20 protein-coding genes and 1 pseudogene are annotated in these 25,754 nt (G+C 74.8%); 12 read left to right on the top strand and 9 right to left on the bottom strand.

What is annotated here, in order from left to right:
• The 3 genes from ACZ6D7_RS23225 to ACZ6D7_RS23215 form a co-directional block, all read right to left on the bottom strand.
• Positions 1-387, bottom strand: coding sequence for a hypothetical protein (locus ACZ6D7_RS23225; protein ID WP_469493729.1), 387 nt, complete (start codon positions 385-387; stop codon positions 1-3).
• A 174-nt stretch (positions 388-561) separates the two neighbouring features.
• On the bottom strand, positions 562-1,287 hold the full coding sequence (locus ACZ6D7_RS23220; RefSeq protein WP_469493726.1) for an ABC transporter permease: 726 nt from the start codon (positions 1,285-1,287) through the stop codon (positions 562-564).
• Between the two features lies 1 nt (position 1,288).
• Positions 1,289-2,209, bottom strand: coding sequence for an ABC transporter ATP-binding protein (locus ACZ6D7_RS23215; RefSeq protein WP_469493724.1), 921 nt, complete (start codon positions 2,207-2,209; stop codon positions 1,289-1,291).
• Between the two features lie 107 nt (positions 2,210-2,316).
• On the opposite strand from ACZ6D7_RS23215, the gene ACZ6D7_RS23210 reads away from it, so the two are divergent.
• The 3 genes from ACZ6D7_RS23210 to ACZ6D7_RS23200 all read left to right on the top strand — a co-directional run bounded on the left by ACZ6D7_RS23210 (position 2,317) and on the right by ACZ6D7_RS23200 (position 5,425).
• Positions 2,317-3,480 (top strand): sensor histidine kinase, encoded by a 1,164-nt coding sequence (locus ACZ6D7_RS23210; protein WP_469493721.1) that lies wholly within the window; start codon positions 2,317-2,319, stop codon positions 3,478-3,480.
• A gap of 14 nt (positions 3,481-3,494) precedes the next feature.
• Entirely contained in the window at positions 3,495-4,157 is a 663-nt protein-coding gene (locus tag ACZ6D7_RS23205) for a response regulator (RefSeq protein WP_469493717.1), read from the top strand.
• Positions 4,158-4,252: 95 nt separating this feature from the next.
• The gene (locus ACZ6D7_RS23200) at positions 4,253-5,425 is read left to right on the top strand and encodes an ROK family protein (protein ID WP_469493714.1); all 1,173 of its coding nucleotides are present in this window, start codon (positions 4,253-4,255) and stop codon (positions 5,423-5,425) included.
• Between the two features lie 72 nt (positions 5,426-5,497).
• On the opposite strand, the gene ACZ6D7_RS23195 is transcribed toward ACZ6D7_RS23200, so the two are convergent.
• A complete protein-coding gene (locus ACZ6D7_RS23195; protein WP_469493711.1) occupies positions 5,498-6,259 on the bottom strand; it encodes a GntR family transcriptional regulator in 762 nt (253 codons plus the stop codon).
• A 314-nt stretch (positions 6,260-6,573) separates the two neighbouring features.
• On the opposite strand from ACZ6D7_RS23195, the gene ACZ6D7_RS23190 reads away from it, so the two are divergent.
• A complete protein-coding gene (locus ACZ6D7_RS23190; protein WP_469493707.1) occupies positions 6,574-7,404 on the top strand; it encodes an alpha/beta fold hydrolase in 831 nt (276 codons plus the stop codon).
• 186 nt (positions 7,405-7,590) lie between these two features.
• On the opposite strand, the pseudogene ACZ6D7_RS23185 reads toward ACZ6D7_RS23190, so the two are convergent.
• Positions 7,591-8,376 (bottom strand): annotated as a pseudogene (locus ACZ6D7_RS23185) (DMT family transporter); the annotation flags it as partial.
• 47 nt (positions 8,377-8,423) lie between these two features.
• Between ACZ6D7_RS23185 and pdxR the strand changes: the two are divergent.
• The 3 genes from pdxR to ACZ6D7_RS23170 all read left to right on the top strand — a co-directional run bounded on the left by pdxR (position 8,424) and on the right by ACZ6D7_RS23170 (position 13,266).
• Positions 8,424-9,905 carry a MocR-like pyridoxine biosynthesis transcription factor PdxR gene (pdxR, locus tag ACZ6D7_RS23180; RefSeq protein ID WP_469493704.1) on the top strand — a complete coding sequence of 494 codons (1,482 nt, stop codon included), beginning with the start codon at positions 8,424-8,426 and terminating at the stop codon, positions 9,903-9,905.
• Between the two features lie 123 nt (positions 9,906-10,028).
• A complete protein-coding gene (locus ACZ6D7_RS23175) occupies positions 10,029-11,603 on the top strand; it encodes an alkaline phosphatase D family protein (RefSeq protein WP_469493701.1) in 1,575 nt (524 codons plus the stop codon).
• 238 nt (positions 11,604-11,841) lie between these two features.
• Positions 11,842-13,266, top strand: coding sequence for a GNAT family N-acetyltransferase (locus tag ACZ6D7_RS23170; RefSeq protein ID WP_469494123.1), 1,425 nt, complete (start codon positions 11,842-11,844; stop codon positions 13,264-13,266).
• A gap of 65 nt (positions 13,267-13,331) precedes the next feature.
• Here ACZ6D7_RS23170 and ACZ6D7_RS23165 read toward each other — a convergent pair whose 3' ends face one another.
• On the bottom strand, positions 13,332-14,519 hold the full coding sequence (locus ACZ6D7_RS23165; RefSeq protein ID WP_469493697.1) for a trans-sulfuration enzyme family protein: 1,188 nt from the start codon (positions 14,517-14,519) through the stop codon (positions 13,332-13,334).
• A gap of 60 nt (positions 14,520-14,579) precedes the next feature.
• Here ACZ6D7_RS23165 and ACZ6D7_RS23160 point away from each other — a divergent pair, with 60 nt between their 5' ends.
• Both ACZ6D7_RS23160 and ACZ6D7_RS23155 read left to right on the top strand, forming a co-directional pair.
• Positions 14,580-15,071 carry an Lrp/AsnC family transcriptional regulator gene (locus ACZ6D7_RS23160; protein WP_469493694.1) on the top strand — a complete coding sequence of 164 codons (492 nt, stop codon included), beginning with the start codon at positions 14,580-14,582 and terminating at the stop codon, positions 15,069-15,071.
• Positions 15,072-15,104: 33 nt separating this feature from the next.
• Positions 15,105-16,796: a DUF885 domain-containing protein gene (locus ACZ6D7_RS23155; RefSeq protein ID WP_469493691.1), complete on the top strand. Its 1,692-nt coding sequence runs from the start codon at positions 15,105-15,107 to the stop codon at positions 16,794-16,796.
• 50 nt (positions 16,797-16,846) lie between these two features.
• Here ACZ6D7_RS23155 and ACZ6D7_RS23150 read toward each other — a convergent pair whose 3' ends face one another.
• Positions 16,847-17,326 (bottom strand): rhodanese-like domain-containing protein, encoded by a 480-nt coding sequence (locus ACZ6D7_RS23150; protein ID WP_469493688.1) that lies wholly within the window; start codon positions 17,324-17,326, stop codon positions 16,847-16,849.
• Positions 17,327-17,448: 122 nt separating this feature from the next.
• Here ACZ6D7_RS23150 and ACZ6D7_RS23145 point away from each other — a divergent pair, with 122 nt between their 5' ends.
• Entirely contained in the window at positions 17,449-17,895 is a 447-nt protein-coding gene (locus tag ACZ6D7_RS23145) for an Lrp/AsnC family transcriptional regulator (RefSeq protein WP_469493684.1), read from the top strand.
• A gap of 247 nt (positions 17,896-18,142) precedes the next feature.
• On the opposite strand, the gene ACZ6D7_RS23140 is transcribed toward ACZ6D7_RS23145, so the two are convergent.
• The gene (locus ACZ6D7_RS23140; protein ID WP_469493681.1) at positions 18,143-21,136 is read right to left on the bottom strand and encodes an AAA family ATPase; all 2,994 of its coding nucleotides are present in this window, start codon (positions 21,134-21,136) and stop codon (positions 18,143-18,145) included.
• 97 nt (positions 21,137-21,233) lie between these two features.
• Positions 21,234-22,397: an exonuclease SbcCD subunit D gene (locus ACZ6D7_RS23135; RefSeq protein ID WP_469493678.1), complete on the bottom strand. Its 1,164-nt coding sequence runs from the start codon at positions 22,395-22,397 to the stop codon at positions 21,234-21,236.
• A 328-nt stretch (positions 22,398-22,725) separates the two neighbouring features.
• On the opposite strand from ACZ6D7_RS23135, the gene ACZ6D7_RS23130 reads away from it, so the two are divergent.
• Both ACZ6D7_RS23130 and ACZ6D7_RS23125 read left to right on the top strand, forming a co-directional pair.
• Positions 22,726-23,118 carry a hypothetical protein gene (locus tag ACZ6D7_RS23130; protein WP_469493675.1) on the top strand — a complete coding sequence of 131 codons (393 nt, stop codon included), beginning with the start codon at positions 22,726-22,728 and terminating at the stop codon, positions 23,116-23,118.
• Positions 23,119-23,316: 198 nt separating this feature from the next.
• On the top strand, positions 23,317-25,734 hold the full coding sequence (locus ACZ6D7_RS23125) for an nSTAND3 domain-containing NTPase (RefSeq protein ID WP_469493672.1): 2,418 nt from the start codon (positions 23,317-23,319) through the stop codon (positions 25,732-25,734).
• Positions 25,735-25,754: the final 20 nt, after the last annotated feature.

The following is a 25,754-nucleotide window of genomic DNA, read 5'->3' as shown; positions in this document are numbered from 1 at the left end:
TCAGGGCGGGTCGGTCTCCGTGACGAACGCGAGGAGTTCGAAGGGCAGTTCCTTGTCCCACTGGGAGATGCCCAGGGCGAGCCGGCGTGCCGTGCCGAGGTGCTGCCACAGGTGGACGTCCGGTACGTGCCGGCTGAGCCAGGCCCAGGGCCGGGGTATGTCCTCGCCGTCCATCGAGCGCTCCAGGATGCTCGCGAGGCTGATCGCGTGCGGCGGGCCCCAGCGGTCGGTGAGCCGCTCCGTCAGGCCGTCCCGGTCGGCCTCGTACTGTTCCTCCGTCTCCTCCCGCAGCGTGCCGTCGTCCTCCCAGAAGTCGCCGCTGGTCTGTAAGGCGGCGACGACATGGCCGGGGCCTTCCGGGCCCACGTCCGTCCTGCCGTGCTCCACGGGGAACTCCCGGGTGCACAGCAGGTCGACGGTGGCGAGGCAGCGCGCGATGTCATGCGTTCCAGTAAACCCGCCGCCACTGACAATTGGCGTGGTGTCGGACGCCCCCGGGGCGGGCACCCCGGCGCCGGCTCAGGCGTCCCCGCTCAGGCGTCCCCGCTCAGGCGTCCCCGCTCAGGCGTCCCGGCTCCGCAGGCGCCACGCGCCCGCGAGGAGCACGGCCGCCGTCCACGCCGCGGTCACCGCCAGTCCCGACCAGGGTCCCAGGGGCCCGTCGTGGGTCTCGTACAGCACCACCTGGCCGGCCCGGTCGGGAAGGTAGTCGGTGGCTCCGCCGGCGGTGTCGCCGATCACGAACGACACGACGAGGATGAACGGGATCAGCAGGGAGAGCGCGCCCACCCCGCTGCGCAGCAGGGCCGCGAGGCCGGCCGCGAGCAGCGCCATCAGCGTGAGGTAGATCCCGCAGCCCACGACCCCGCGTACCTGCTCGCCCGGGGTGAGGCCGTCCGCCGCGTCGCCGAGGCCCGCCCGGGCGACGACGAGGGCGGCGAGGGCGGTGACCAGCCCGACGGCCAGCACGGGCACGGCGATGGCGGTCAGCTTGGCCGCGAACCACCGGCCGCGGCGCGGCACCGCGGCGAGCGAGAGCCGCAGCGCGCCCGCGTGGAACTCCGTGGACACGGCCATGGCGCCGAAGGAGATCGCGGCGATCTGGCCCGGTGTGACACCGGAGAGGGCCATGAAGAGGGGGTCGAACTCGGGGTCGGAGGTCTCGGAGCCGCCCGCGAGCGCGGAGAACGCCGTCGTCGCCGCGAACAGCGCGAGCAGCGTCCCGAGGAGGGAGCGGAGGGTGCGGATCTTCAGCCACTCGGAGTGGAGAACGGGTACGAACGACATGTCAGGCCTCCTGCGGCTGTGCGGTGAACTCGGCTTCCGTGGCTGTCAGATCGAGATAGGCCTGCTCCAGCGTGGCCTCCTCCGAGGCCAGTTCGAGGACGGGCACGCCCGCGGCGGACACCAGGCGTCCGATGTCGTCCACGCGCGCGTGCTCCACGGTCCAGTGCCCCGCCTCGTGCTCCACGGCGTCGTGGCCGTCCCGCGCGAGGGCGTTCTTCAGCGCGGCGGGGTCCGTGGTGCGGATCCGGACGCGGGGCCGCACACGCGTGTGGATGAACTCCCGCATCGGGGTGTCTGCCAGGAGGCGTCCCCGGCCCAGGACCACGAGGTGGTCGGCGAAGGACGCGGTCTCGTTCATGAGGTGGCTGGAGACCAGGACCGTGCGCCCCTCCCCGGCGAGCCGGCGCAGCAGCTCCCGGATCCAGATGATGCCTTCGGGGTCGAGCCCGTTGGAGGGCTCGTCCAGCATGATCACCCCGGGGTCGCCGAGCAGGGCGGCCGCGATGCCGAGCCGCTGGCGCATGCCCAGCGAGTACGTCTTCACCCGGCGGCGCGCGACGGCGGCGAGGCCGGTCTCCGCCAGCACCTCGTCGACCCGGCGGTGCGCGATGCCGTTGCTCGTGGCCAGCGTCCGCAGATGGTCGCGGGCGGTGCGGGAGCCGTGCGCGGCCTGCGCGTCGAGCAGGGCGCCCACGTGCCGCAGGGGTTCGCGGAGGGTGGCGTAGGCACGGCCGCCGAGGGTCGCGGTGCCGGAGGTCGGCCGGTCGAGGCCGAGCACCAGCCGCATGGTGGTGGACTTCCCGGCGCCGTTGGGGCCGAGGAAACCGGTGACACGGCCGGGGAGGACGTCGAAGGTGAGGTCGTCCACGGCTCGCCGGGTGCCGTACTCCTTGGTGAGGTCGCGGACTTCGATGCTGGTCATGGCAGCAGCCTGGCGGCCGGCGCGCCGCCGTTCCTCCCCCGCGCGTGGAGATCGTCTCCCCCGTGCGGGGGAGGTCCGCTGTCAGTGTGAGCTGGCACGATGACCCCATGGTCCGCATGCTTCGTCCGTTCGTACGGGCGGTGACGTACACCCGGTGGCTGCACCTCTTCATGGCCTGCGTCTGGCCTGCCGTGTGGTACCTCATCGACAGCACCCGGATGTACCTGGCGGCCGTGCTGCTGGCCGTGGCCGGGCTCGTGCCCGCGATGCGGGTCGTGGAGGGCCTCCAGGCCCGGCTGCTGCTGACCGGGCAGCGGCACGACGGGCCGGACACGGAGATCGTGGTGACGCCGGCGGTCACCTGGGGCGACCGCGGCCGGACCGTCCTGTGGCTCCAGGTCCGGCTGTTCCTGGGCGGTGCGGTCTCCTTCCTCACCATCCATCTCCCCATGCTCACCGACGACCTGGTGCGCACGGCCCGGGGCGGCACTCCCGACCCCTCCACGTTCCTCCAGGTTCCGGGCCACCACTGGTGGTACGCCCTCCTCGCGCCCCTTCCCCTGGTCGCGCTGGCCGCCGTCGTGGTCGCCGCCGGGCAGCTGATCACCGTCGTCGCCCGGCACCTGCTGGGCCCCTCCCCCGCGGAGCGGCTCACAGCGCTGGAGGAGCGCACCGAGCAACTCCTGGAGCGGACGCGCATCGCCCGCGAACTGCACGACTCGATCGGCCACGCGCTGACCGTCGCGGTGGTGCAGGCGGGGGCCGCGCGGGCGGCGGGTGACCCCGCCTTCACGGACCGGGCCCTGGACGCCATCGAGGAGACCGGCCGAGCCGCCCTGGAAGACCTGGAACGCGTCCTCGGCATCCTGCGCGAGTCGGAGCGGCCCGTGAGCAGCCGGCCGACGCTGACGGACGCCGACCGGCTGCTGGAGTCCGCGCGCGCCTCCGGAGCCAAGGTCGAGGCCGAGGTGACGGGCCCTCTGGACACGGTGCCAGGGCCGGTCTCCCGCGAGGGCTACCGCATCCTCCAGGAGTCGCTCACGAACGTGCTGCGGCACGCGGGTGCCGTCCCCGTCCGGGTGCGGGTCGAGGTCGGCGACGGATCGCTCGGTCTGGAGGTCCGCAATCCGCTGACCGCCGACATACCCGGGCCCGGCCGGGGCAGCGGTCTGCGCGGGATACGCGAGCGCGCGGCGCTGCTCGGCGGGCACGCGCACACGGGACCGCACGAAGGGGACTGGCAGGTGCGGGTGGAGCTGCCGCTGCGCTGATCTACGCTGGCCGAATGCCGGTCACCGTACTGCTCGTCGACGACGAACCCCTGGTCCGCGCGGGGCTGCGGGCCGTGCTGGAGGCACAGCCCGACATCGAGGTCGTCGGGGAGGCGGCGGACGGGGCGGCGGTGATCCCGCTGGTGCGCCGGCTGCGTCCCGACGTGGTCGCCATGGACGTACGCATGCCGCTGATGGACGGGATCGAGGCCACGCGCGCGGTGCTGCGGACGGTGGACGGGCCGCCGAAGATCGTCGTCGTGACGACCTTCGAGAACGACGAGTACGTCTACGAGGCGCTGCGCGCGGGCGCGGACGGGTTCCTGCTGAAACGGGCCCGGCCCGCGGAGATCGTGCACGCGATTCGGCTGGTCGCGGAGGGCGAGTCGCTGCTGTTCCCGGCGTCGGTGCGACGGCTGGCGGCCGAGTACGGCGACAAGGGCGGCAACCGCGCGGCCCGGGACACGCTGGAGCGGGCCCGGCTGACCGAACGGGAGGCCGAGGTGCTGCGGCTGATGGCGCGCGGGCTGTCCAACGCGGAGATCGCGGCGCGGCTCGTCGTGGGCACGGAGACGGTCAAGTCGCATGTGAGCGCGGTGTTGGCGAAGCTCGGGGCACGGGACCGCACCCAGGCGGTGATCACGGCGTACGAGTCGGGATTCGTCGCGCCGGGCTGAGCCGTGCCGCCGCGGCTGTGGGATTCCGCACTCGCCGGGGTGCGCCGCGCCGAGTACGATCCGCCCAACACGCGCACAAGCTGGAAGGACGGACGTTGGGGCGGCTGACCGGCGGGGATCCCTCGCTGCTGCGAAGGATCAACTCCGCGGTGGTGCTGCACGCGCTGCGTGCCACGGACTGCGCGACGCTGACGGAGATCACCGGGGTGACGGGCCTGTCCCGGCCGACCGTCGAGGGCGTGGTCGAGGACCTGATAACGGCCGGACTCGTCGTCGAGAAGGCGGCCGACGAGAGTGTCGCCCGGCGGCAGGGGCGGCCCGCGCGGCGGTTCCGGTTCCGGGCCGAGGCGGGTCATCTGCTGGGCCTGGAGATCGGCCCGCACCGGGTGGCCGCGCTCCTCGCCGACCTGGACGGCCGGGTGCTCGGCGCGCAGGCCAAGGACGTCGCCGAGACGGCCCCGGCGGACGAGCGGCTGGAGCGGCTGCGCACGGCGGTCGCCGAGCTGCTGCGCCGGGCGGGCGTCCCGCGCAGCTCCCTGCGCGCCGTGGGGGTCGCCACCCCGGGCATCGTCGAGGCGGACGGGACCATACGGCTGGGCACGGCGCTGCCGGAGTGGACGGGGCTGCGTCTGGGCGAGCGGCTGAGCCGTTCCTTCAAGTGCCCGGTGCTGGTGGAGAACGACGCCAACGCGGCGGCCGTGGCCGAGCACTGGAAGGGCTGCGCCACCGAGTCCGACGACGTGGTGTTCGTGCTGGCCGGGCTGAGTCCGGGGGCCGGTTCGCTGATCGGCGGGCGGCTGCACCGGGGGTACGGCGGGGCGGCCGGGGAGATCGGCGCGCTGCACCTGCTGGGCCGGGAGGTGACCCCGGAGACGCTGCTGTCCACCACGGACGAGCCGCTGCACCCGCTGGACGAGCAGGCGGTCGCCGAGGTGTTCACCCAGGCCCGCGAGGGCGACCAGCGGGCGCGGGCGGCCGTGGACCGCTTCCTCCAGCGGCTCGTCCACGACGTGGCCGCGCTGGTGCTGGCCCTGGATCCGGAACTGGTCGTCGTCGGCGGCTGGGCGGCCGGGCTGGACGGCGTACTGGAGCCGCTGCGGCGGGAGTTGGCGCGGTACTGTCTGCGGCCGCCGAAGGTGGCGCTGTCGCTGCTCGGTGAGGCGGCGGTGGCGACGGGTGCGCTGCGGCTGGCCCTCGACCATGTCGAGGAGCAGTTGTTCGCGGTGGAGGGGACGGTGACGGGCCGCTCCGCGGTGGGCCACCCGTGAGACGCGTCGCGCCCCGGAGGGTTCCGGGGCGCGGTTCACGGCGTCGAGGTGGCCCGGTGGGCCGAGGGTCCGTCAGGACGCCCGGCGTTCCGGCCCGTGGTGTATCTCCACCCCGCCGGACGCGCCGAACGTCAGGCGGCACGTGTCAGCGCGATAGGTCGCCACCGAGAGCGCGGCCGTGCGGCCGCCCGCGAAGAAGCGGGTGGTGACGACGAGGACGGGCGCGCCGGGCAGCCGGTCGAGTTCCTTGGCGTCGTCCGCGCGGGCCGAGCCCAGCTCCACGGCGCGGTCCTGGCCGTCGAGTTCCAGGCGCTGGAGTTCACGCAGCACCGCACGCGCGCGTGCGGCCGGGGACGGGGCGTCGATCGCGGACAGGTCGGGCACCGAGGCGTGCGGCACGTAGAGCAGTTCGGCGGCGACCGGCTGACCGTGCGAGACCCGGGAGCGGCGCACGGTGTGCACGGTCTGCTCGCGCGCGATCTCCAGAGCGGTGGCGACGGCGGCGGGCGGGGCCGCGACCGTGCTGTCGACGGCCTGCCAGGCGTCGTCGCCCGCGCCCGGCCAGGCCTGCCGGCCGGTGCCGACGGCGACACCCATGCGGGGCGGCGCGACGGTCGTGCCGACACCGCGGCGGCGCTGGAGCCGGCCTTCCAGTTCGAGCTGCTCCAGGGCCTGACGGAGCGTGGCGCGGGCGACGCCGAAGCGGGCGGCCAGCTCACGCTCGTTCGGCAGGATCTCGCCGACCGTGAACTCGGAGTCGAGTGCCTCGCTGAGCACCGTCTTGAGATGCCAGTACTTCGGTTCCGGTACCGATTCCAGTTGCGTGGTCCCCACCCTGTCCTCCGCAATCGCCGTGGTCCGGCGGCGTTTTCGCGCCCTTGTTTATTAAAGGTTGTTGTACTTCTCTGCGACCATAGGACGGCCCCCACCCTTGGTCAAGACCAATCCTCGATCCCCGTGGCGGCCTGTGGGTGCATGGGAGGAGAGGTTTCACGGGGCGTTCGTAAAGGCCCGGTTCCGTGACGTCGCGGCAAACCTCCCGTCGCGAAAAGAGAAGGCCGGGTGACCCCATGGGGCTACCCGGCAGTAGCAATCGCTGACAAGCTGTTCCCGGCGTCCGTCCGCCAGTCCAGTCGAGGAGCTTTCGCATGTCCGCCACCGTCTCCTTCCCGGTGCCCACCCCCAGCGGCCCGCAGACCGTCACGGTCTCGTACGCGCGCGTGGGCACGGGTGAACCGCTGCTCCTGCTGCACGGCATCGGTCACCACCGGCAGGCCTGGGACCCGGTGGTGGACATCCTGGCCGCCGAGCGCGACGTGATCGCCGTGGACCTGCCCGGCTTCGGCGTCTCCCCGGCCCTCCCGGACGGGCTGACCTACGACCTGCCGACGACGACCGCCGTGTTCGGCGCGTTCTGCGAGGCGCTGGAGCTGGACCGCCCGCATGTGGCGGGCAATTCCCTGGGCGGCCTGCTCGCCCTGGAACTGGGCCGCGGGAAGCGCGTACGGTCCGTCACCGCGCTCTCCCCGGCCGGGTTCTGGTCCGAGGCCGAGCGGCGCTACGCCTTCGGCGTCCTGCTGACCATGCGGCAGATCTCCCGGCGGATGCCGCTGCCGCTGGTCGAGCGGCTGGCGCGCTCGGCGGCCGGCCGTACGGCCCTCACCAGCACCATCTACGCCCGCCCGGCCCGCCGTTCACCCGAGGCCGTGGTCGCCGAGACGCTGGCGCTGGCCCAGGCCACCGGGTTCGACCAGACCCTGCGGGCCGGCGGCTCCGTGCTGTTCACCGAGGACGTCCCGGGGATCCCGGTCACCGTCGGCTGGGGCACCCGGGACTGGCTGCTCGTGCGCCGCCAGGGCATCCGCGCCAAGCGGATCATCCCCCGCGCCCGCCTGGTACGGCTGCCCGGCTGCGGCCACTGCCCGATGAACGACGACCCGGCCCTCGTCGCCCGCGTCATCCTGGACGGAAGCCGCTGAGGGACTGCCGGGGGTGACTGCCGTGCGAGTGCGGCCAGGTGCCGTAGGCGAACCCCCCGGCACCGCCGAAGCCCCCTTGGCCCCGCCGCCTCTCCTGCCGCTCCTGCCTCCCGTCAGTGCCCCCCACACCACCCCCGCCCCCACCAGCGCGCTGCCCGTTGCCTGGGCGGGGCCGTAGGAGCCTGTGCCGACCAGGGGGGCCGTGCAGGCGGCGGCGACGGGGATCAGGCCGGAGAAGAGCGTGGCGCGTTCCGCGCCGATGCGTTGCATGCCCATGTACCAGCACACGAAGCCCACGACGGTGACCACCGCCGCCTGCCACAGCAGCGCGGCGGTCTCCGCCGCGTCCGGCCGCCGCAGCCACGCGCCGCCGTCGGCCAGCAGCCCCACCACGGCGGACTCGGCGGCGGCCAGGCCGCACACCGTGGCGGACAGCAGCCGCGGCCCCAGGGGCCGCAGGACGGGCACGGCGAGCACCGCGAAGCCGACCTCACCGGCCAGCGCGCACCCCGAGTAGGCGAGGCCCGCGCCGTCGGTCCGCCCCCACCCCTGCACCGTGAAGGCGCCCACCGCGACGAGCGACGCCCCGTACAGGACCGTGCGCCGGGGCCGCCGTCCCTCCAGCAGGGGGACCACGACCGCCACGACGATCGGCGCGCAGCCCACGAAGACCCCGGGCACCGCCGGTTCCGCGGAGCGTTCGGCGGCCAGGACGGCCAGGTTGAAGCCGACCATCCCGACCGCCGCGAGCAGCGCGAGCCGTACCCACTGGCGGGGTGTGAGCGCGCGCAGCCGGTCCGGGGCCCCGGCCCCGGCCAGCGGGACGAGGAGCAGACAGGCGAGGGCGTAGCGCAGAAACTGGCCGCCCGCGTACGGGTAGGCGCCGAGGACGCTGTTGGCGGTGAAGGACGCGCCGACGAGGACGCAGGCGAGTGCGGCGAGCAGGCACCCGCGTGTGGTGGTGGCGTTCATGACGACGACGCTAGGAACCGCGGCGGTCCGGTTTAAGGTCCACTTCCATGACGTCATCGGGGACCAATCCGGACGGGCGGGCCACTCCCTCCGCCGCGTGGGAGGTGCTGCTGCCGGCCGTCTCCGCGCCGGCCCGCGCGCGGGGGCGGGCGTTGCAGACCGCGCTGCGGGAGGCGGTGCGGTCGGGGCGGCTCGCGCCGGACACCCGGCTGCCGTCCAGCCGGGATCTCGCCGCCGACCTCGGGGTGTCACGCGGGCTGGTCACGGAGGCGTACGAGCAGCTGACGGCCGAGGGCTATCTGCGCAGCGGCCGGGGTGCCGGGACCTGGGTGGGCGGTGCGGTGCGGGCGGCACCGCCGCGCGCGCGTGACCTCGCCCCGCGTCCGCCGGGCGCGCGGGTCGACTTCGTGCCGGGCACCCCGGACCTGGCGCTGTTCCCGCGCGCCGCCTGGGCCGCCGCGCAGCGGGGCGTGCTGGCCGAGCTGCCCCACGCCGAGCTGGGCTATCCCGACCCGCGCGGGCTGCCCCGGCTGCGCACCGCGCTCGCCGGGCTGCTCGCCCGCCGCCGGGGTGTGGTCGCCGACCCGGAGCGGCTGGTGATCGTCTCCGGGGTCGCCCAGGCGACGGCGCTGCTCGGGCTCGCGCTCCGCGCGCGCGGGTGGGACACGGTCGGCGTCGAGGACCCGGGGAGCCCGCAGCACAGCGCGCTGTACGCGGCGGCGGGCGTCCGCGCCGTACCCCTGCCGCTCGACGGGGAGGGGCTGGCGACGGGGCCGTTGCGGGGGTCCGGGGTGCGGGCGCTGGTGGTGACTCCGGCGCACCAGTTCCCGACCGGGATCGCCTACTCGGCCCGGCGGCGCACCGAACTGCTGGACTGGGCGCGGTCGGTGGACGGGTTCGTGCTGGAGGACGACTACGACGGCGACTTCCGCTACGACCGGGCTCCGGTGGGCGCGCTCCAGGGCCTGGACCCGGAGCGGGTCGCCTACACGGGGTCGGTCAGCAAGTCGCTGGCGCCGGGGCTGCGGCTCGGCTGGCTGCTGGTCCCCGAGGCGCTGGCGGAGGAGGTCGTGGAGCGCAAGCGGACGACGGACCTCGGCCATCCCACGCTGGACCAGGCGCTGTTCGCGCGGTTCGTGGAACGCGGGGACTACGACCGTCAGCTGCGCCGCTGCCAGCGGGCGTACCGGGAGCGGCGGGACACGCTCGTGGACGCGCTGGAGGAGCACTTCCCGGGGTCGCGGGTGTCGGGGATCGCGGCGGGGCTGCACGTCATCGCGGAGCTTCCGGCACGGTACGGGCCACTGGAGGATTTCCTGGCGCGCACGGCGTCGGCCGGGGTGCGGGTGCGGGCGCTGACGGAGTACGCACACGCGCGTACCGGCGAGGGCGAGCACGACGGCGAGGACCACGGCGGGGGCGGGGGCGGATTGCGGCTGGTCCTCGGGTACGCGCACGTGCCGCCCGCGCGGATCCGGGACGGCGTACGGGTGATGGCCGAAGCGGCCCGCGCGGCCCGGGCGGGGTGACGCGCGGCGTACTCCCCCTGTGTCCGCGGGGAGTTGTTCACTTGTGGTTCGCGTGTGCGCCGTGGCGCACCAGTAGGTCTGACGGTGCACACCGGCCGGTTCTCGTCCCAGGAGGCCTCTCCCATGTCACACCGTCCGTTCCCCGGTCGCCGCAGCGTGCTGCGCGGCTCGCTGGCCGCGTCCGCGGCCCTGACCCTGCCCGCGGCCGTCGGCGCGGCTCCCGCCCTCGCCCTGTCCGGGCGGCCCGGGGCCGGCTGGGGCGTACAGACCGGGGACGTGACCACGGACTCCGGTCTGGTGTGGGTGCGCTCCGACCGTCCGGCCCGGATGATCGTCGAGGCCTCGGCGACGGAGTCGTTCCGCGGCGCCCGCCGCTTCCACGGTCCGCTGCTCGGCGCGGGCACCGACTTCACCGGCACGACCCGGCTGCACGGCCTGCCGGCGGGCGAGCAGATCCACTACCGCGTGCTGCTGGCCGACCCGGACGACCCGCGCCGCACCGGTGAGCCGGTGACCGGCACCTTCCGCACGGCGTCCCTCAAACGCCGTGACGGGGTGCGGTTCGTGTGGTCCGGCGACCTGGCCGGGCAGGGCTGGGGCATCAACCCGGAGCTGGGCGGCTACCACATCTACGACGCGATGGCCGGGCTCGACCCGGACTTCTTCCTGTGCAGCGGCGACAACATCTATGCCGACGGCCCGCTCACCGGGTCCGTCGCGCTGCCCGACGGGCGGACCTGGCGGAACATCACCACCGAGGAGAAGGCGAAGGTCGCCGAGACCCTCGCGGAGTTCCGCGGCAACTTCCGCTACAACCTGCTGGACGAGAACCTGAAGGCGTTCAACGCCCAGGTCCCCTCGATCATCCAGTGGGACGACCACGAGGTCACCAACAACTGGTTCCCGGGCGAGATCTTCGCGGACACCCGGTACACCGAGAAGAACATCGACGTCCTCGCGGCCCGCGCCCGGCAGGCGTTCTCGGAGTACTTCCCGATCTCCACGCTGCGCCGCCCCGACGGCCGGGTCTACCGGACGGTCCACCACGGTCCGCTGCTGGACGTGTTCGTCCTGGACATGCGCACCTACCGCGACGCGAACTCGCCGGACGACCAGAGCGTGAACCGGCAGGGCATCCTCGGCCGTGAGCAGCTGGAGTGGCTCAAGCGCGAGCTGGCGCGCTCCCGGGCGGTGTGGAAGGTGATCGCCGCCGACATGCCGATCGGCCTGGTCGTGCCGGACGGCACGGACGGTCCGCCGAACATCGAGGCGGTCGCGCAGGGCGACCCGGGCGCGCCGCTCGGCCGTGAGCTCCAGATCGCCGAGCTGCTGCGGTTCGTCAAGCACCGCCGGATCACCGGCACGGTGTGGCTGACGGCCGACGTCCACCACACCTCGGCCCAGCACTACGACCCGTCGCGGGCCGCGTTCAAGGACTTCGCGCCGTTCTGGGAGTTCGTCTCCGGGCCGCTCAACGCGGGCGCGTTCCCGGCGAACGCGCTGGACGGCACCTTCGGCCCGGACCGGGTCTTCGTCAAGGCGCCCACGACGGCCAACGTGTCCCCTGCGGGCGGCTACCAGTTCTTCGGCGAGGTCGACATCGACGGCCACAGCGGGGAGTTGACGGTCCGTCTGCGCGAACAGGACGGCACGGTGCTGTTCACCCAGGTGCTCCAGCCGGGGCGGGTCGGCCAGTAACTCCCGTTACCCTTTTGGGTGTACCGCGCATCGGCGTCATCCCCCGGTGCGCGGTGCCTCCGAGGGGGGCATGGCCGGCTCGCGGTGGACCGCAGTCGTGGAAGAATTAACAATACGGACATATGTATCCTTTACCCGTCAGTCACAAACCGTTCGTGATCACGCAACACCATTCCTCCACAGTGGCTGCATGACTCGAGACATGACTGATGTGACGCGCGCGAAACACGGGCGCCCCGTGCACCACTGGCGGCGGGACCTCGTGGAACTGGCCGCCCTCTTCACGGCCGTCGCGGTGGCCGACGTGGTGGCGAACCTGGTGGGGCACGGCCCCGACGGCCCCGAGCTGCTGGCGCTGTCCGCGGCCGCCCTGCTCGCCACGGCCGGCTTCCACACCTGGTGGTCACGCCGCCACGGGCACGCACCGCCGACGAGCGATACCGGTGCCCGGCCGCCCTCCCCCGAGGCGCAGGCCGGGCCGTCCGCACTTCCCGGCGGGGTCGCCACCGAGAGCACCCTGTGGCGGATGCGGACCACGGTGAAGGACGAACCCGGAGCGCTGGCCGCGCTGTGCACGGCGCTGGCCGGCCACCGGGTGGACATCCTCAGCCTCCAGACGCACCCGCTGGGCGAGGACACGGTGGACGAGTTCCTGCTGCGTGCCCCGGGCGCGCTCGGGGCCGCCGAGATCACCCGCGCCGTGGCGCTGGCCGGCGGGGCGAGCACCTGGATCGAGCGGGCCGACGCCCACGACCTGGTGGACGCCCCCACCCGGGTGCTGGGCCTGGCCACCCGTACCGCCCTGGACGCGGCCGAACTGCCGCTGGCCCTGCGCCAGTTGCTGGGCCGGTGCACGATCCGTTCGCTGCCCGCCGCACCGGCCGGCGGCGGCCGGGGGCCGGCCGGGGTGCCCGTGGAAGGCGTGCTGGAGGACACCGTGATGCGCCTGCGGGCGCCGGAAGGCGGAGTGATCACCGTGGAGCGGCCGTATCTGCCGTTCACCCCGACCGAGTTCGCACGCGCGCGTGCCCTGGTGGAGCTGGACGCCCGGCTCGGCCCCCGCGTCCCGCTCGGCCAGGACGTGCTGACGCTGCCCGAGGGCAACGACATCACCGTGCGCCGGGCCGACACCGGCGATCTGGAGGCGGCCAGGGAGATGCACGAGCGGTGCTCGCCGCGCACCCTCGGCATGCGCTACCACGGGCCCGTCGGGGACGCCGACCGCTACCTCAAGCACCTGCTCAGCCCCCGCTTCGGCCGCACCCTCGCCGTGCAGACGACGTCCGGCCGCATCGTCGGCCTCGGCCATCTGCTGTGGGACGGCGACGAGACGGAGGTCGCGCTGCTCGTCGAGGACCAGTGGCAGCGGCGCGGCATCGGCGCCGAACTCCTCGGCCGGCTGGTCGCGATGGCCGTCGAGGCGGGCTGCGAGAGCGTGTACGCCGTGACGCAGTCCTCCAACACCGGCATGGTCGCCGCCATGCGCGGCCTGGGGCTGCCGCTCGACTACCAGATCGAGGAGGGCACCCTCGTGATCACCGCCCGGCTGGAGCGGACGGCGGCGCGGGCCGAGTCCGGGGCGTCCGGGGCCCACGGAGCCCACGGGACCCACGAAGTCCACGGAGTTCGCGGCGTCCAGGGGGAACGGATCGCGCGCGACTGAGGCGCGCGGCCGTGACGGACGCAGAACGGCCGTGAGGGCCCGGCGGTGCGACCGCCGGGCCCTTCTCACACCCCGACGACCGCGCCGAGCGCCCCCGTCAGATCCCGCCAGAGGTCCTCGACGTCCTCCAGCCCCACCGACAGCCGCAGCAGCCGGTCGCTGACCCCTGCGCCCCGGCGCTCCTCGGCGTCCACGATGCGGTGGCTGATGGACGCCGGGTGCTGGATGAGGGTGTCGACGCTGCCGAGGCTCACCGCCGGGGTGATCAGCCGGACGCCCGCGATCACCTCGTGCGGGTCGCCGTACACCTCGAAGGCGACCATCGCGCCGCCGACGCGCGGATAGTGGACGCGGGCCACACGCGGATCGGCGGCCAGCCGCCGGGCCAGTTCGGCGGCGTTCGCGGAGGCGGCCCGGACCCGCACCGGGAGCGTGGCGAGACCGCGCAGCAGCAGATAGCCGGCGAGCGGGTGCAGCACCCCGCCGGTGGCGAACCGCACCTGCCGCAGCCGCCCGGCGAACTCCTCGTCGCAGGCCACCACGCCCGCCAGGACGTCCCCGTGCCCGCCGAGGTACTTGGTGGCGCTGTGCAGCACCAGCCGCGCCCCCGTCTCGGCGGGCCGCTGGAGCACCGGGGTGGCGAAGGTGTTGTCGACGAGCAGCGGCACGGAGCCGCAGGCGTGGGCGACGGCCCGCAGGTCGACCTCGGCGAGGGTCGGGTTCGCCGGGGACTCGACCAGCACCAGACCGGTGTCGGGGCGCAGCGCGTCCGTGATCCCGGCCGGGTCGGTCCAGGTGACCTCCGAGCCGAGCAGCCCGGCCGTCAGCAGGTGGTCGCTGCAGCCGTACAGGGGCCGTACCGCCACGACGTGCCTGAGGCCCGTCGAGGCGCGCGCCAGGAGGACCGCGCTCAGCGCCGCCATCCCGCTGGCGAAGGCGACCGCGCTCTCGGTGCCCTCCAGCCGGGCGAGGGCCGTCTCGAAGCGGGCGACCGTCGGGTTGCCCAGCCGGCCGTAGACGGGCGGCCCGTCCGGTGCGGCGCCGGTCGCGGCGAACGCGTCGATCCGGGCGGCCTCGGCGCGGCTGTCGTAGGAGGGGTAGGTGGTGGACAGGTCGATCGGCGGGGCGTGCAGGCCCTGCCGGGCCAGGTCGTCCCGTCCGGCGTGCACGGCCTCGGTGGCCAGTGCGCGGGACGGCGGGACGGACGGACGTACCTCGTCGTACGTGCGGGTGCTCGCTGCGGCTGAGTCCATGGACGGCAGAGTGAACACCGAGCGGGTCACATTAATCGAACACCGTGCTACGTTCGGCCGATGGCCGAATCTGTCGTACTGGACCCGGTGGACCTCCAGCTGCTGCGGCTGCTGCAGAACGACGCCCGGACGACCTACCGCGATCTGGCGGCGCAGGTCGGCGTCGCGCCGTCCACCTGTCTGGACCGCGTGACGCGGCTGCGCCGCTCGGGGGTGATCCTCGGGCATCAGCTGCGACTGGATCCGGCCAAGCTCGGGCGCGGCCTCCAGGCGCTGCTGTCGGTGCAGGTCAGGCCGCATCGGCGGGAGCTGGTGGGGCCGTTCGTGGAGCGGATCCGGGCGATGCCGGAGGCACTGTCCGTCTTCCATCTCACCGGGCCGGACGACTATCTGGTGCATGTCGCGGTCACGGGCATGGCGGATCTGCAACGGCTGGTGCTCGACGAGTTCACGGCCCGGCGCGAGGTGGCCCGGGTGGAGACCCGGCTGATCTTCCAGCAGTGGGAGTGCGGCCCGCTGCTGCCACCCGCGCCTTCCGGACAAACGCCGTGACGCGCGCCGTCGCGTCGTACGAGGATGGTGGGCATGTCACAGACCAACAGCCCGCTGCCCCGCGAGGTCGCCGACGCCTTCGTCGACGACCTCATCGCCCTCGACCCGGTGACCGGTACCTTCCTCGGCGTGCCGGAGAGTTCGAGCCGGCTGCCCGACTACTCGCCCGCGGGCCGGGAGGCGCTCGCGGTACTCGCGCGCAACACCCTGGCCGAGCTGGCCGAGGCCGAGCGGCGGCCCGGCGCGGAGAGTGACATCGAGCGCCGGTGCGCGCGCCTGCTGCGCGAGCGCCTCACCGCGGAACTCGCCGTGCACGACGCCGACGAGGGGCTGCGCTCGGTCGGCAACATGTCCACACCGGCGCACCATGTGCGTGAGGTGTTCACCGTGACGCCCACGCGGACCGACGCGGACTGGGCGGCGATCGCCGAGCGGCTACGCGCGGTGCCGGCGGCGCTGGCGGGCTACCGGGAGTCGCTGGCCCTCGGCCTGGAGCGCAAGCTCTACGCGGCGCCCCGCCCGACCGCCACCTTCGTCGGACAGCTCACCGAGTGGTCGGACACCGACGGCGCGGGCCGCGGCTGGTTCGAGGACTTCGTCGCCACGGGCCCGGACGCGCTGCGCGCCGAACTGGACGAGGCGGCCCGCGCGGCGACCGCCGCCGTGGTGGAGCTGCGGGACTGGGTGCGCGACGTGTACGCGCCGACCGTCCAGGACGCGCCGCAGACCGTCGGCCGGGAGCGGTACGCCCGCTGGTCGCGCTACTTCAACGGCACCGATCTCGACCTGGACGAGGCGTACGCGTACGGCTGGGCGGAGTACCACCGGCTGCTCGGCGAGATGCGCGCGGAGGCCGAGAAGGTCCTGCCGGGCGCGGCCACGCCCTGGACCGCGCTCGCGCACCTCGACGAGCACGGCCGGCACATCGAGGGCGTCGACGAGGTCCGCGACTGGCTCCAGGGCCTGATGGACCAGGCGATCGAGGCGCTCGACGGCACCCACTTCGAGCTCGCCGAGCGGGTCCGGAAGGTGGAGTCGCGGATCGCCCCGGCCGGCAGCGCGGCGGCCCCCTACTACACGCCCCCGTCGGAGGACTTCTCCCGGCCGGGCCGCACCTGGCTGCCGACCATGGGGCAGACCCGCTTCCCGGTCTACGACCTCGTCTCGACCTGGTACCACGAGGGCGTCCCCGGCCACCACCTCCAGCTCGCGCAGTGGGCGCACGTCGCCGGGAACCTCTCCCGCTACCAGGCCTCCGTCGGCATGGTCAGCGCCAACTGCGAGGGCTGGGCCCTGTACGCGGAGCGCCTGATGGACGAGCTGGGCTTCCTCACGGACCCGGAGCAGCGGCTCGGGTACCTGGACGCGCAGATGATGCGCGCGGCCCGGGTCATCGTCGACATCGGCATGCACCTCGAGCTGGAGATCCCGGCCGACTCGCCGTTCCACCCCGGCGAGCGCTGGACGCCGGAGCTGGCGCAGGAGTTCTTCGGCGCGCACAGCAGCCGGCCGGCGGACTTCGTGGAGAGCGAGCTGACCCGCTATCTGAGCATTCCCGGCCAGGCGATCGGCTACAAGCTCGGTGAGCGGGCCTGGCTGCAGGGCCGGGAGCGGGCCCGCGAGCGGCACGGCGACGCCTTCGACCTCAAGGCCTGGCACATGGCGGCCCTTTCGCAGGGCTCCCTGGGCCTGGACGACCTGGTGGACGAGCTGGCACAGCTCTAGCGGCACCCGGCCGGGAAAGCAGCCGCAGCCGGCCGCGTCCACGGGCGCGGTCAGCAGCCGCAGTCGGCCGCGTCGACAGGCGCGGTCAGCGGGTCGGCGGCGCGTCGCTCGCCGCCCTCCCAGGTCTCGTACGCGAAGCCCTCGCGCACCCAGTACTCGAAGCCGCCGAGCATCTCCTTGACCCGGTAGCCGAGTTCGGCCAGCGCGAGGGCGGCGCGGGTGGCGCCGTTGCAGCCGGGGCCCCAGCAGTACGTCACCACCGGCACGTCCTTGTCGAGGAGCGCCTCGGCCTGCTCGGGGATCTGCGCGGTGGGCAGGTGGACCGCGCCGGTGATGTGACCCTGGTCCCAGGACGCGGTGGAACGGGAGTCCAGGACGACGAAGCCCGGGTCGCCGCCGGCGGCGAGCGCCGCGGCCACGTCGGAGACATCGGCGTGGAAGACGAGGCTCGCGCGGAAGTACGCGGCGGCCTCGGCGGGGGCGGCGGGGGCCACGCGCAGGACGGGGTTCACGGTGGTCGTGGCGTTCATCGGGGGCCTTTCTCCGGTGGTGTCCGACACCCAGAAATCTATGGCCGGTGATCATCTTCCTGAAGGGGTGTTCCACGGCCCGGACCTTGCCCCGCCGGGGATTCCCCTGCTATCCCTCGGTCATGACCGTGTATTCCCCGGACGCCACCGACTGGCGCATCCTCGAGGTCCTCCAGCGCGAGGGCCGGGCCAGCTTCGCCGACCTGGCGCGGGCCGTGTCCATGTCGGCGAGCGCCGTGACCGAGCGGGTGCGCCGGCTGGAGGAGGCGGGCGTCATCCAGGGGTACGCGGCCGTGGTGGACCCCGAACGGCTGGGGCTGCCGATCCTGGCCTTCGTGCGGCTGCGCTACTCCAACGGCAACTACAAGCCGTTCCATGACCTCGTGGCCGTCACGCCCGAGATCCTGGAGGCGCACCACGTGACGGGAGACGACTGCTTCGTGATCAAGGTGGCCGCCCGTTCGATGCGCCACCTGGAGGAGGTGTCGGGCAAGATCGGCACGCTGGGCTCGGTCACCACGAGCGTCGTCTACTCCTCGCCCCTGCCCCGGCGCCCGCTGGGCCGCTAGGGGGTGTCTTGTGGATCTTGCCGAGGGTCGCGGGGCCGGGCACGCACTCCCCCAGAGGGGGGACCCCCAGCGGCGTTGTCGTCGGTTGCCGACTCCCCCACGCTCGGCTGCGCTCGCGCGGGGGGGGGGGGGGGGACCCCCATCGCGTCGACGCCCTCCTCCGCCATGCAGCTGCACGCACCAGACCCCGCTCGGCTCGGCCGAGAGGCACCGTTACCCGGAGCCGGCCTGATCCACAAGACACCCCCTAGCCCCGCTGGCGCACGGTGGACCCCGACCGTCCCTTCACGACCTCCAGCTGCGCGTGGATGCGGCGTCGCAGATCGGCGACATGGCTGACGATGCCGACGCTGCGGTCGCGTTCGCGCAGGGAGTCGAGGACGTCCAGGACCTCGTCCAGGGTCTGGTCGTCGAGGCTGCCGAACCCCTCGTCGATGAAGAGGGTGTCCAGCCGGACCCCGCCCGCCTCGTCGGTCACCACGTCGGCGAGCCCGAGCGCGAGGGCGAGCGAGGCGAAGAAGGTCTCGCCGCCCGACAGGGTCGCGGTGTCCCGCTCCCGCCCGGTCCAGGCGTCGACGACGTGCAGCCCGAGCCCGCTGCGGCCGCGTCCGGCCCGGTCGTCGGAGTGGACGAGGGTGTAGCGCCCGGACGACATCCGCTGGAGCCGTACGGTCGCGGCGGCCGCCACCTGTTCGAGCCGGGCCGCCAGGACGTACGCCTCCAGCCGCATCTTACGCTCGTTGTCGGCGGAGGTGCCCGCGGTGAGCCCGGCCAGGCGCGCCACCCGGTCGTACTCGTCGCGCAGCGGGGCGAGCCGCCGTACGCCGTCGGCCGCGCGCGCGGAGAGCTGGTCGAGTTCGGCGCAGCGGCGGGCCGCCGCGTCCTGCGCGGAGGCGGCCCGGCGCAGCCGTTCGGCGGCCTCGGCGGCGGTCCGCTCGGCCGAAGCGAGGTCGGCGGGCGGACGCTCGGCGGCGGCCACCGTGTCCGGTTCGGCGAGGACCGCGCGGACGGCGGCCTCCTCGGACTGCCAGGCGTCCAGGCGCCGTTGCAGGTCGCGGTGGGCGGTGTCGTCGAGGACGGCGTCGGCGGCGGCCTGCGGGGTGTCGAAGCCGGCCCGGAAGGCGGCCTCGTCGAGGCGTCCGTCGGCGGCCTTGAGGCGTGCGGCGCTCTCCTCGGCGGCCCGGGCCCCGTCGGCGGCCTCCGTGAGCAGCCTGACCTGCCGCTCCAGCTGCTCGGCCCGCGCGGCCACGCTGCGCGCCGCGCCCCTGGCCAGCGCCAGCTCCTCCTCCAGCCCGGCCCGTTCCCGGTCCAGCCGTTCACGGTGACCGACCCGGGAGGCGGCCCGGACGGCGGCGTCGCGCTGGGCCGCCGTACGCCGCTCGTGCTCCTGCTCGGCGCTGCGCAGTTCCTCGCGCGCGGAGTGCAGCGCGGAGGCCTCGCGACGAGCCCGCTCGTGGTCGCGCTCCAGCTCCTCGGTCTCGGCGGCGAGCGCCTCGGCCGGGGTGTCGCCGGCCTCGGCGAGCGCGGCGGCCAGCTCCCGCTGTACGTCGCTCAGCCGCCGCAGATCCCGGCCGTGCCGTTCCTCGGCGTCCTGGTGGGCGGCCAGGGCCCGCTCCTCGGCCTCGCGATCGACGTGCCCGGCGTCCTTGCGGGCCGGGGCGGGGTGCTCGGTCGCACCGCAGACGGCACACGGTTCCCCGTCGGTGAGGTGGGCGGCCAGCTCGGCGGCGATGCCGTCGAGGCGCTGTTCCTTGAGGTCCAGCCAGTGGGCGCGGGCGTCGAGCGCCCGCTGCTCCGAGGCGCGGGCCCGCTCCCGGGCGTCCTCGCCGTCGCGGGTGAGCCGGTCGCGCAGCCGGGCGGCCCGCAGCCGCCGCTGCGCGGGCTCGATCCGGACGGCCAGCTGCTCGGCGCGGGTGGCGGACTCCTGCGCGGACTCGATCCGGTCCTGGAGCGCGGCACGGGTCGCGTCCCAGCCCGCCAGCCAGCCCTCGCTCTCCGTCAGGACGTCCTCGTCGGCCCGCTCCTGCCGGTCGAGGTCCGCGCGCTCGGCGACCAGCGCGGCCAGCCGCCGCTCACCGCGCCGGGCGGACTCCAGCCCGCCCAGCTCCTCGGCGGCCCGGCGCGCGGCGGCGGCCAGCCCGGCGGCACCGTCCTGCGCGAACCGCTCCGGCAGGGCCGCACGCGCGCGTGCCTCGGCGCCGGCCGCCCGCCGGTGCTCGGTGTCGGCGGCCTCCCGCAGCTCCAGCGCCGGCGCCACGGCCTCCGCCTTGCGCCCGCGCTCCCACCGGGCCCGCGCTTCCTGGTACGCCCCGGCCCGCTCCTCCAGCCGCCGGGCGCGCTCCCGCGCCTCGGCGAACCGCCCCTGCAACCGGGCGAGTTCGCGTACGTCGTCCAGGGCACGCTCGGCCGCGGCCTGCGCGGAACCGGCGGCGAGGCGGCCGCACTCGGCGACCGTCAGCCGCTCGCGGGCGGTGCTGCGGGCGACGGCGGCCGCGTCCAGGACGGCCTCGGCCAGGCCCGGCTCGCCGGGGGTCAGCTCGTCGGGCAGCTCCATGGAGTCACCGGCGGCCTGCTGCATGCGGTGCGCGTCGGCGAGCAGCGCGGCGTCGCCGTCACGCACGCGTGCCTCGGCGGTGCGGCGGCGTTCGACGAGCCGTTTCTCGACCTCGGCGAAGCGCCGGGTGTCGAAGAGACGGCCCAGCAGCCGGCCGCGGGCCTCGGCGTCGGCGCGCAGGAAGCGCGCGAAGTCGCCCTGGGGCAGCAGCACGACCTGGCAGAACTGCTCCCGGCTCATGCCGAGCAGCTGGGTGATCTCCTCGCCGATCTCCTGGTGGGAGCGGCTGAGGTCCTTCCAGGCGCCGGCGGCCGGGTCGTACTCGCGCAGCCAGGTCTGGGCCTTGTCGACGGTGGTGCCCTGCCTCTTGCCCTTCTTGGGACGCTCGTGGGGCGGCTGGCGGGTGATCTCCAGCCGGCGTCCGGCGACAGTGAGGTCGAGGGTGACCTCGGTGCGGGTGCCGGGGGCGGCGTGGTCGCTGCGCAGGGTGAGGCCCTGGCCGTTCTGCCGGGCGCCCGGGACGGAGCCGTACAGCGCGTAGCAGACGGCGTCCAGGACGGAGGTCTTGCCCGCGCCGGTCGGGCCGTGCAGCAGGAAGAGCCCGGCGGCGGACAGATCGTCGAAGTCGACACGCTGGGAGTCGCCGAAGGGCCCGAAGGCGGTGAGATCGAGCCGGTGCAGCCTCATCGGGCGCCTCCCTCGTGATCGTCGGGGCGCGGCAGCATCCCCCCGTGCGGGCGCGGCATCACCGGGCGGCTCCCCCCGCCCTCGTCCGGGCGCCGCCTCACCGGGACGCCTCGCGTACCGTCTCGTCCACGCGGACCGCGTCGAAGGCGTCCCGCAGCACGCCGCGCTCGCGCGCGTCGGGACCGGCGCCGCGCACATGGGCCACGAAGTCCTCGGCGATCTCCTGGTCGTCGCGGCCGGCGAGGCGTCGGGCGTACGACACGTCGGGGTCGCCCGGGGCCCGCTCGGGGGCGAAGACCAGGCTGAGGGTGTGCGGGAAGCGGTCGGTGAGCCGGGCCATGGGGTCGGCCGGGCGGACGGCGTCGGTGAGCGTCGCCTCGACCCACGCGTCCTCGTGCCGCGCGAGGGCGGGATCGGCCAGCAGCTCCTCCAGGGTGCCCCGGATCCGGGCGAGCGCGCGCGGCACCGGGCAGTCGATCCGCTCGGCGCTCAGCGAGCCGTCGCCCGCCAGGTCGACCAGCCACATCGTCTTGCGGTGCTCGGTCTCGGAGAAGGAGTACGGCAGCGGGGAGCCGGAGTAGCGGACGCGCTCGGTGATGGTCTGGGAGCCGTGGAGATGGCCGAGCGCCACGTAGTCGACGCCGTCGAAGACCCCGGCGGGCACGGCGGCGACCCCGCCGACGGTGATGTCGCGCTCGCTGTCGCTGGGCTCGCCGCCGGTGACGAAGGCATGGGCGAGGACGACGGAACGGGTGCCCGGCGCACGGGTCGCGAGGTCGGCGCGGACCCGGTCCATGGCGGCGGCGAGCACGCTCTCGTGACCGGCCCGTTCCACCCTGAACTCGTCCTTCACCAGGGCGGGTTCGAGATACGGCAGTCCGTAGAAGGCGACGTCGCCGTGGGCGTCGGCGAGCACCACGGGCGTCCCGGCCGCCGCCGGGTCGGTGCGCAGATGGATGCCGGCGCGGTCGATGAGCCCCGCTCCGACGCCGAGCCGGCGGGCGGAGTCGTGGTTCCCGGAGATCATCACCGTGGGCACGCCGAGGGCGGCGAGCCGGTGCAGTGCGTCGTCGAACAGCTCGACCGCGGCGAGCGGCGGCACGGCACGGTCGTACACGTCGCCCGAGACGAGCACGGCGTCGACCTCGCGCTCGCGCACGGTCGTGACGAGCCGGGCGATGAACTCGGCCTGGGCGCCGAGCATGCTCACCCGGTGGAAGGCCCGGCCCAGGTGCCAGTCGGAGGTGTGCAGCAGTCTCAAGAAAACGCTCCGGCCCGCATGTCTCCCCCGCCTACGCCCTCGGAGCCGACACCGGCCGGTCCGGGCTCTCCGTCACCACGCACCACGCTAACGCCTGCCGGCCCGTGCTCCCGCACCGGCCACAGTCTGCCATCGCCGCCGGCGGCTCCGGCCGGTATGCCCCGTTCACTCCGGTTCCCCTTTCGGGACACACCGGTTGATCGGTCTCGACCGGACAGGACCGGAACAGGTTCGGCGACTTTCGGACAATGTGAGAAGAAGCGCTCCGTCGTGCGCGGGTGCGCTCCTACATTGGCCCCCTGTTTTGCGTGGAGCACGGGGGAACAGCATGGATCCGGTGACGGCCGTGGCAGCGGCAGGCGTGGCGCTCGTGGTCAAGGGAGCGCTCGAATCGGCGGGCCAGGAGGCCGGCCGCTCGGGCTGGAACGGCGGAGCGCGGCTCGTCGAGCGCATCCGCGCGCGGTTCCGCGGCAACGCGGACGCCGAAGGGGCGCTGGACCGGGTCACCGGCGCGCCCGACGACGAGGACGCCCAGCAGGCACTGGAGCGGCAGCTCGCCGCCCACATGCTGCTCGACTCGGGCTTCGAGACCGAGATCCGGCGGCTGGTCGACGAGGCCGTGGCGACCCGGGGCGGCGCACAGATCAGCGCGGCGCTGATCAAGAACGCCCAGGTGTTCAACGGCAAGGTCGAAGTGCAGGGCGACTGGAAGACGTCGTAGGACATCGCCCGTCCGCCGGGGCACGGGAGGGACGTGTGCCCTCGTCCCGTCGCCGTCCGTGCGCCGCCCGTGCGCCGGGCGCGGGCCGGGGCCGCGAGTGCCCCGTGGTCCGGCGCGGCGCCACGCGCGGGCGCGCGCTCCGGCGCGGCCCGCCGTCTCCCACCTGACCGCACCACAACCCGAAGCCGAAGGCCCAGCATGAGTGAGGACACCTCCGCCGAGAGCACCCGGGCAGCCGGCGTCCGCGCCGGGGCCCGCCCCGGGGCCCGCTCGGACGAGCCGCCCCGGGAGAAGGACGACGCCCGGCGCGACACCGGCAAGGACCGGACGCCACCTGAGTCCAAGGACGACCGCACGACCGCCGACGAACCGCGCACCCCCGCCGAGGAGCGGGACGGCCCGATCAGCGAGAAGGACGCCCTGCGGTCCCTCACGGAGGCCGGCGCCCACGGCGACGCCGAGCGCTCCGAGGCGCTGCGCGCGGGCGCCATCGCCGACGAGATCGCCCGGCGGCTGAACGCCGACGCCTCCGGCACCCGGATCGGCACCCTCGCGCTCTTCAACGAGACCGTCAGCTTCGGCGGCGGCCTCCACACCGGCGCCGGGCGCGGCACGGAACGGCGGCCGGGCGGGGCGTCCCTGCTCGCACTGGACACGACCGAGGTCGCCGACCACACCGACCTGTACGTCCAGCCCGAAGGGTACGAGGACGCCGTCGAGGTGCTGCGCGAGCGGCGGCTGCTGGTGCTCACCGGGCCGCCCGGCAGCGGCCGGACGGCCGCCGCCGTCAACCTGCTCGAGGAGGCCCTCGCCATCGACGGCGGCGGAGGCGGCGGCTGCCACCGGCTCCTGGTGCCCTCGCAGGTACTGGAGCCGGGCTGGGAACCGCCGGTGAAACACTCCGGGTACCTGGCGGTTCTCGAGGACGGACCGGCGGGCGTCCGGCGGTTCACCACCGTGTCGGGGAGCGGCGGCGATCTCGGGCCGGCCCAGTGGGCCGCCGTGGCCGCCGCGCTGCGCGACGCCGGCAGCCTCCTCGTCCTGACCGGCGGTCACGACCTGGAGGTCCTCGCGGCCGGGCCGGGCGGCGACCACCTCGCCCATCACCCGCTCACCCCCCTGGACCCGGTGGCCGTCGTCGAGCGGCGGGTCCTCGGCCACGGCGGCGGCGCCGACGCGTACGCCGATCTGCACGCCCTGCTGGAACGCACCGGTGCGGCGGCCGCCCTGCGCGAGCAGCCCGCCGCGCGGCACGCGGCCCGGCTGGCCTCCGTCATCAGCGCGCACGGCGACATCGCGGCCGAGGTGGCCCGGCTGCGCGACCCCAGCGAACAGGTACGGGCCTGGTTCGACCGGTACCGCGAGCCGGAGCCGGTGGCCTTCGCGCTCGCGGCGGCCGTCCTGGAGGGCAGCGGCTATCTCACCGTCGCCGACGCGGCCGTCGCCCTGCGCGCGGCCCTGACCGAGCCCGCGGCCGCCCCGCCGGACCTGCGGTTCGGGGATCTCCTCGGCCATGAACAGCAGTGGATCCGGCTCGAACTGCCAGACACGGACAGCCTCCTGGCCGGTCCGCCCCGGGTGTACTTCCGCAACGCGCTGCTCGGACAGGTCATCCTCGCCTACGCCTGGACCGTGCTCGACGGACGCCGCGGCGCCGTGCTCGACTGGCTGCGCCGGCTGCTGACCCACCCCGACCTCGAGGTGCGCGCCCGTGCCTCGGTGGCCGCCGGTGTGCTGGTCCTGGCCGACCCGCAGCACGCCGTGCACCGCTTCCTCGCCTCCTGGGCGGGCAGCACCTCCTGGCCGCTGCGGCAGGCCGCCGCCACCGCGCTCGGCGTGGCGGGCAGCCGCCCGGAGACCGCGGACCCGGTGTGGGAGCTGCTGCACCACTGGGCGCGCGGCGACGCCTCCGCGCAGCAGCGCCGGCTCGCCGGTACGGCGGCGAACGCGGTCGGCGGACTGCTCGGCCGCAGCGCGCCCGACCGGGCCGTCGCCGTGCTGCGCGCGGCGCTGGACCGGGGCGACGACTGGGGCACGCTGCCGTCGGTGGCCTGGGGCGGCGTCCACCTCCTGCACCAGGGGGAGGTGGTGACGCTGCTGGACGCCTACCTGGAGTGGTCCGAGCCGCAGGACCTGTCCCCCATGGTCGTCAAGACCCTGTCCGCGTTCGTGTTCGCCGTCTCCCGGCCCTACGAGCAGCCTCTCGTGACGGCGGACGACGACGGAGGCGACGACGCGGACGGGGGCAGGGGCGAAGGCAGGGGCAGAGGCGGAGGCAGGGGCGGAGGCGGAAAGCGGGTGCCGGGCGTGCCCGTGCTGCTGACGGAACTGCCCCGCCACCACGACCGGCTCGCCGAGCTCTGGGCGCGCGCCCTCGCCCGCAAGCCCGTGCAGGACACCGCGCTGGAGGCCCTGCACGCGTGGATCGACGACCACGCCGACGACAGCCCCGGCGCCCTCGACGCGATCGGCCGGCTGCTGACAGCGGTCGCCCGCCGGCCCGGACGCCACCGCGAACGCCTGGAGTGGTGGCTGGAGAAATGGGCCCGCGACCGCGACCGCCCCTCGGCGAACGCGGCCCGGCTGCTCCGCGAGTTCGACCGCGGCGGCCGGTGACACCGGCCACCGGCCACCAG

It is taken from the genome of Streptomyces sp. NPDC041784 (genome assembly GCF_055591025.1).
The sequence above is the reverse complement of the archived record's forward strand: the minus strand, read 5'-3'. Positions and strand labels throughout refer to the sequence as shown.

Coding starts and splice junctions, on each gene's coding strand:
- ACZ6D7_RS23220 (WP_469493726.1), bottom strand. CDS start 1,287: ATGTCGTTCGTACCCGTTCTCCACTCCGAGTGGCTGAAGATCCGCACC.
- ACZ6D7_RS23215 (WP_469493724.1), bottom strand. CDS start 2,209: ATGACCAGCATCGAAGTCCGCGACCTCACCAAGGAGTACGGCACCCGG.
- ACZ6D7_RS23210 (WP_469493721.1), top strand. CDS start 2,317: ATGGTCCGCATGCTTCGTCCGTTCGTACGGGCGGTGACGTACACCCGG.
- ACZ6D7_RS23205 (WP_469493717.1), top strand. CDS start 3,495: ATGCCGGTCACCGTACTGCTCGTCGACGACGAACCCCTGGTCCGCGCG.
- ACZ6D7_RS23190 (WP_469493707.1), top strand. CDS start 6,574: ATGTCCGCCACCGTCTCCTTCCCGGTGCCCACCCCCAGCGGCCCGCAG.
- pdxR (WP_469493704.1), top strand. CDS start 8,424: ATGACGTCATCGGGGACCAATCCGGACGGGCGGGCCACTCCCTCCGCC.
- ACZ6D7_RS23175 (WP_469493701.1), top strand. CDS start 10,029: ATGTCACACCGTCCGTTCCCCGGTCGCCGCAGCGTGCTGCGCGGCTCG.
- ACZ6D7_RS23165 (WP_469493697.1), bottom strand. CDS start 14,519: ATGGACTCAGCCGCAGCGAGCACCCGCACGTACGACGAGGTACGTCCG.
- ACZ6D7_RS23160 (WP_469493694.1), top strand. CDS start 14,580: ATGGCCGAATCTGTCGTACTGGACCCGGTGGACCTCCAGCTGCTGCGG.
- ACZ6D7_RS23155 (WP_469493691.1), top strand. CDS start 15,105: ATGTCACAGACCAACAGCCCGCTGCCCCGCGAGGTCGCCGACGCCTTC.
- ACZ6D7_RS23150 (WP_469493688.1), bottom strand. CDS start 17,326: ATGAACGCCACGACCACCGTGAACCCCGTCCTGCGCGTGGCCCCCGCC.
- ACZ6D7_RS23145 (WP_469493684.1), top strand. CDS start 17,449: ATGACCGTGTATTCCCCGGACGCCACCGACTGGCGCATCCTCGAGGTC.
- ACZ6D7_RS23140 (WP_469493681.1), bottom strand. CDS start 21,136: ATGAGGCTGCACCGGCTCGATCTCACCGCCTTCGGGCCCTTCGGCGAC.
- ACZ6D7_RS23130 (WP_469493675.1), top strand. CDS start 22,726: ATGGATCCGGTGACGGCCGTGGCAGCGGCAGGCGTGGCGCTCGTGGTC.
- ACZ6D7_RS23125 (WP_469493672.1), top strand. CDS start 23,317: ATGAGTGAGGACACCTCCGCCGAGAGCACCCGGGCAGCCGGCGTCCGC.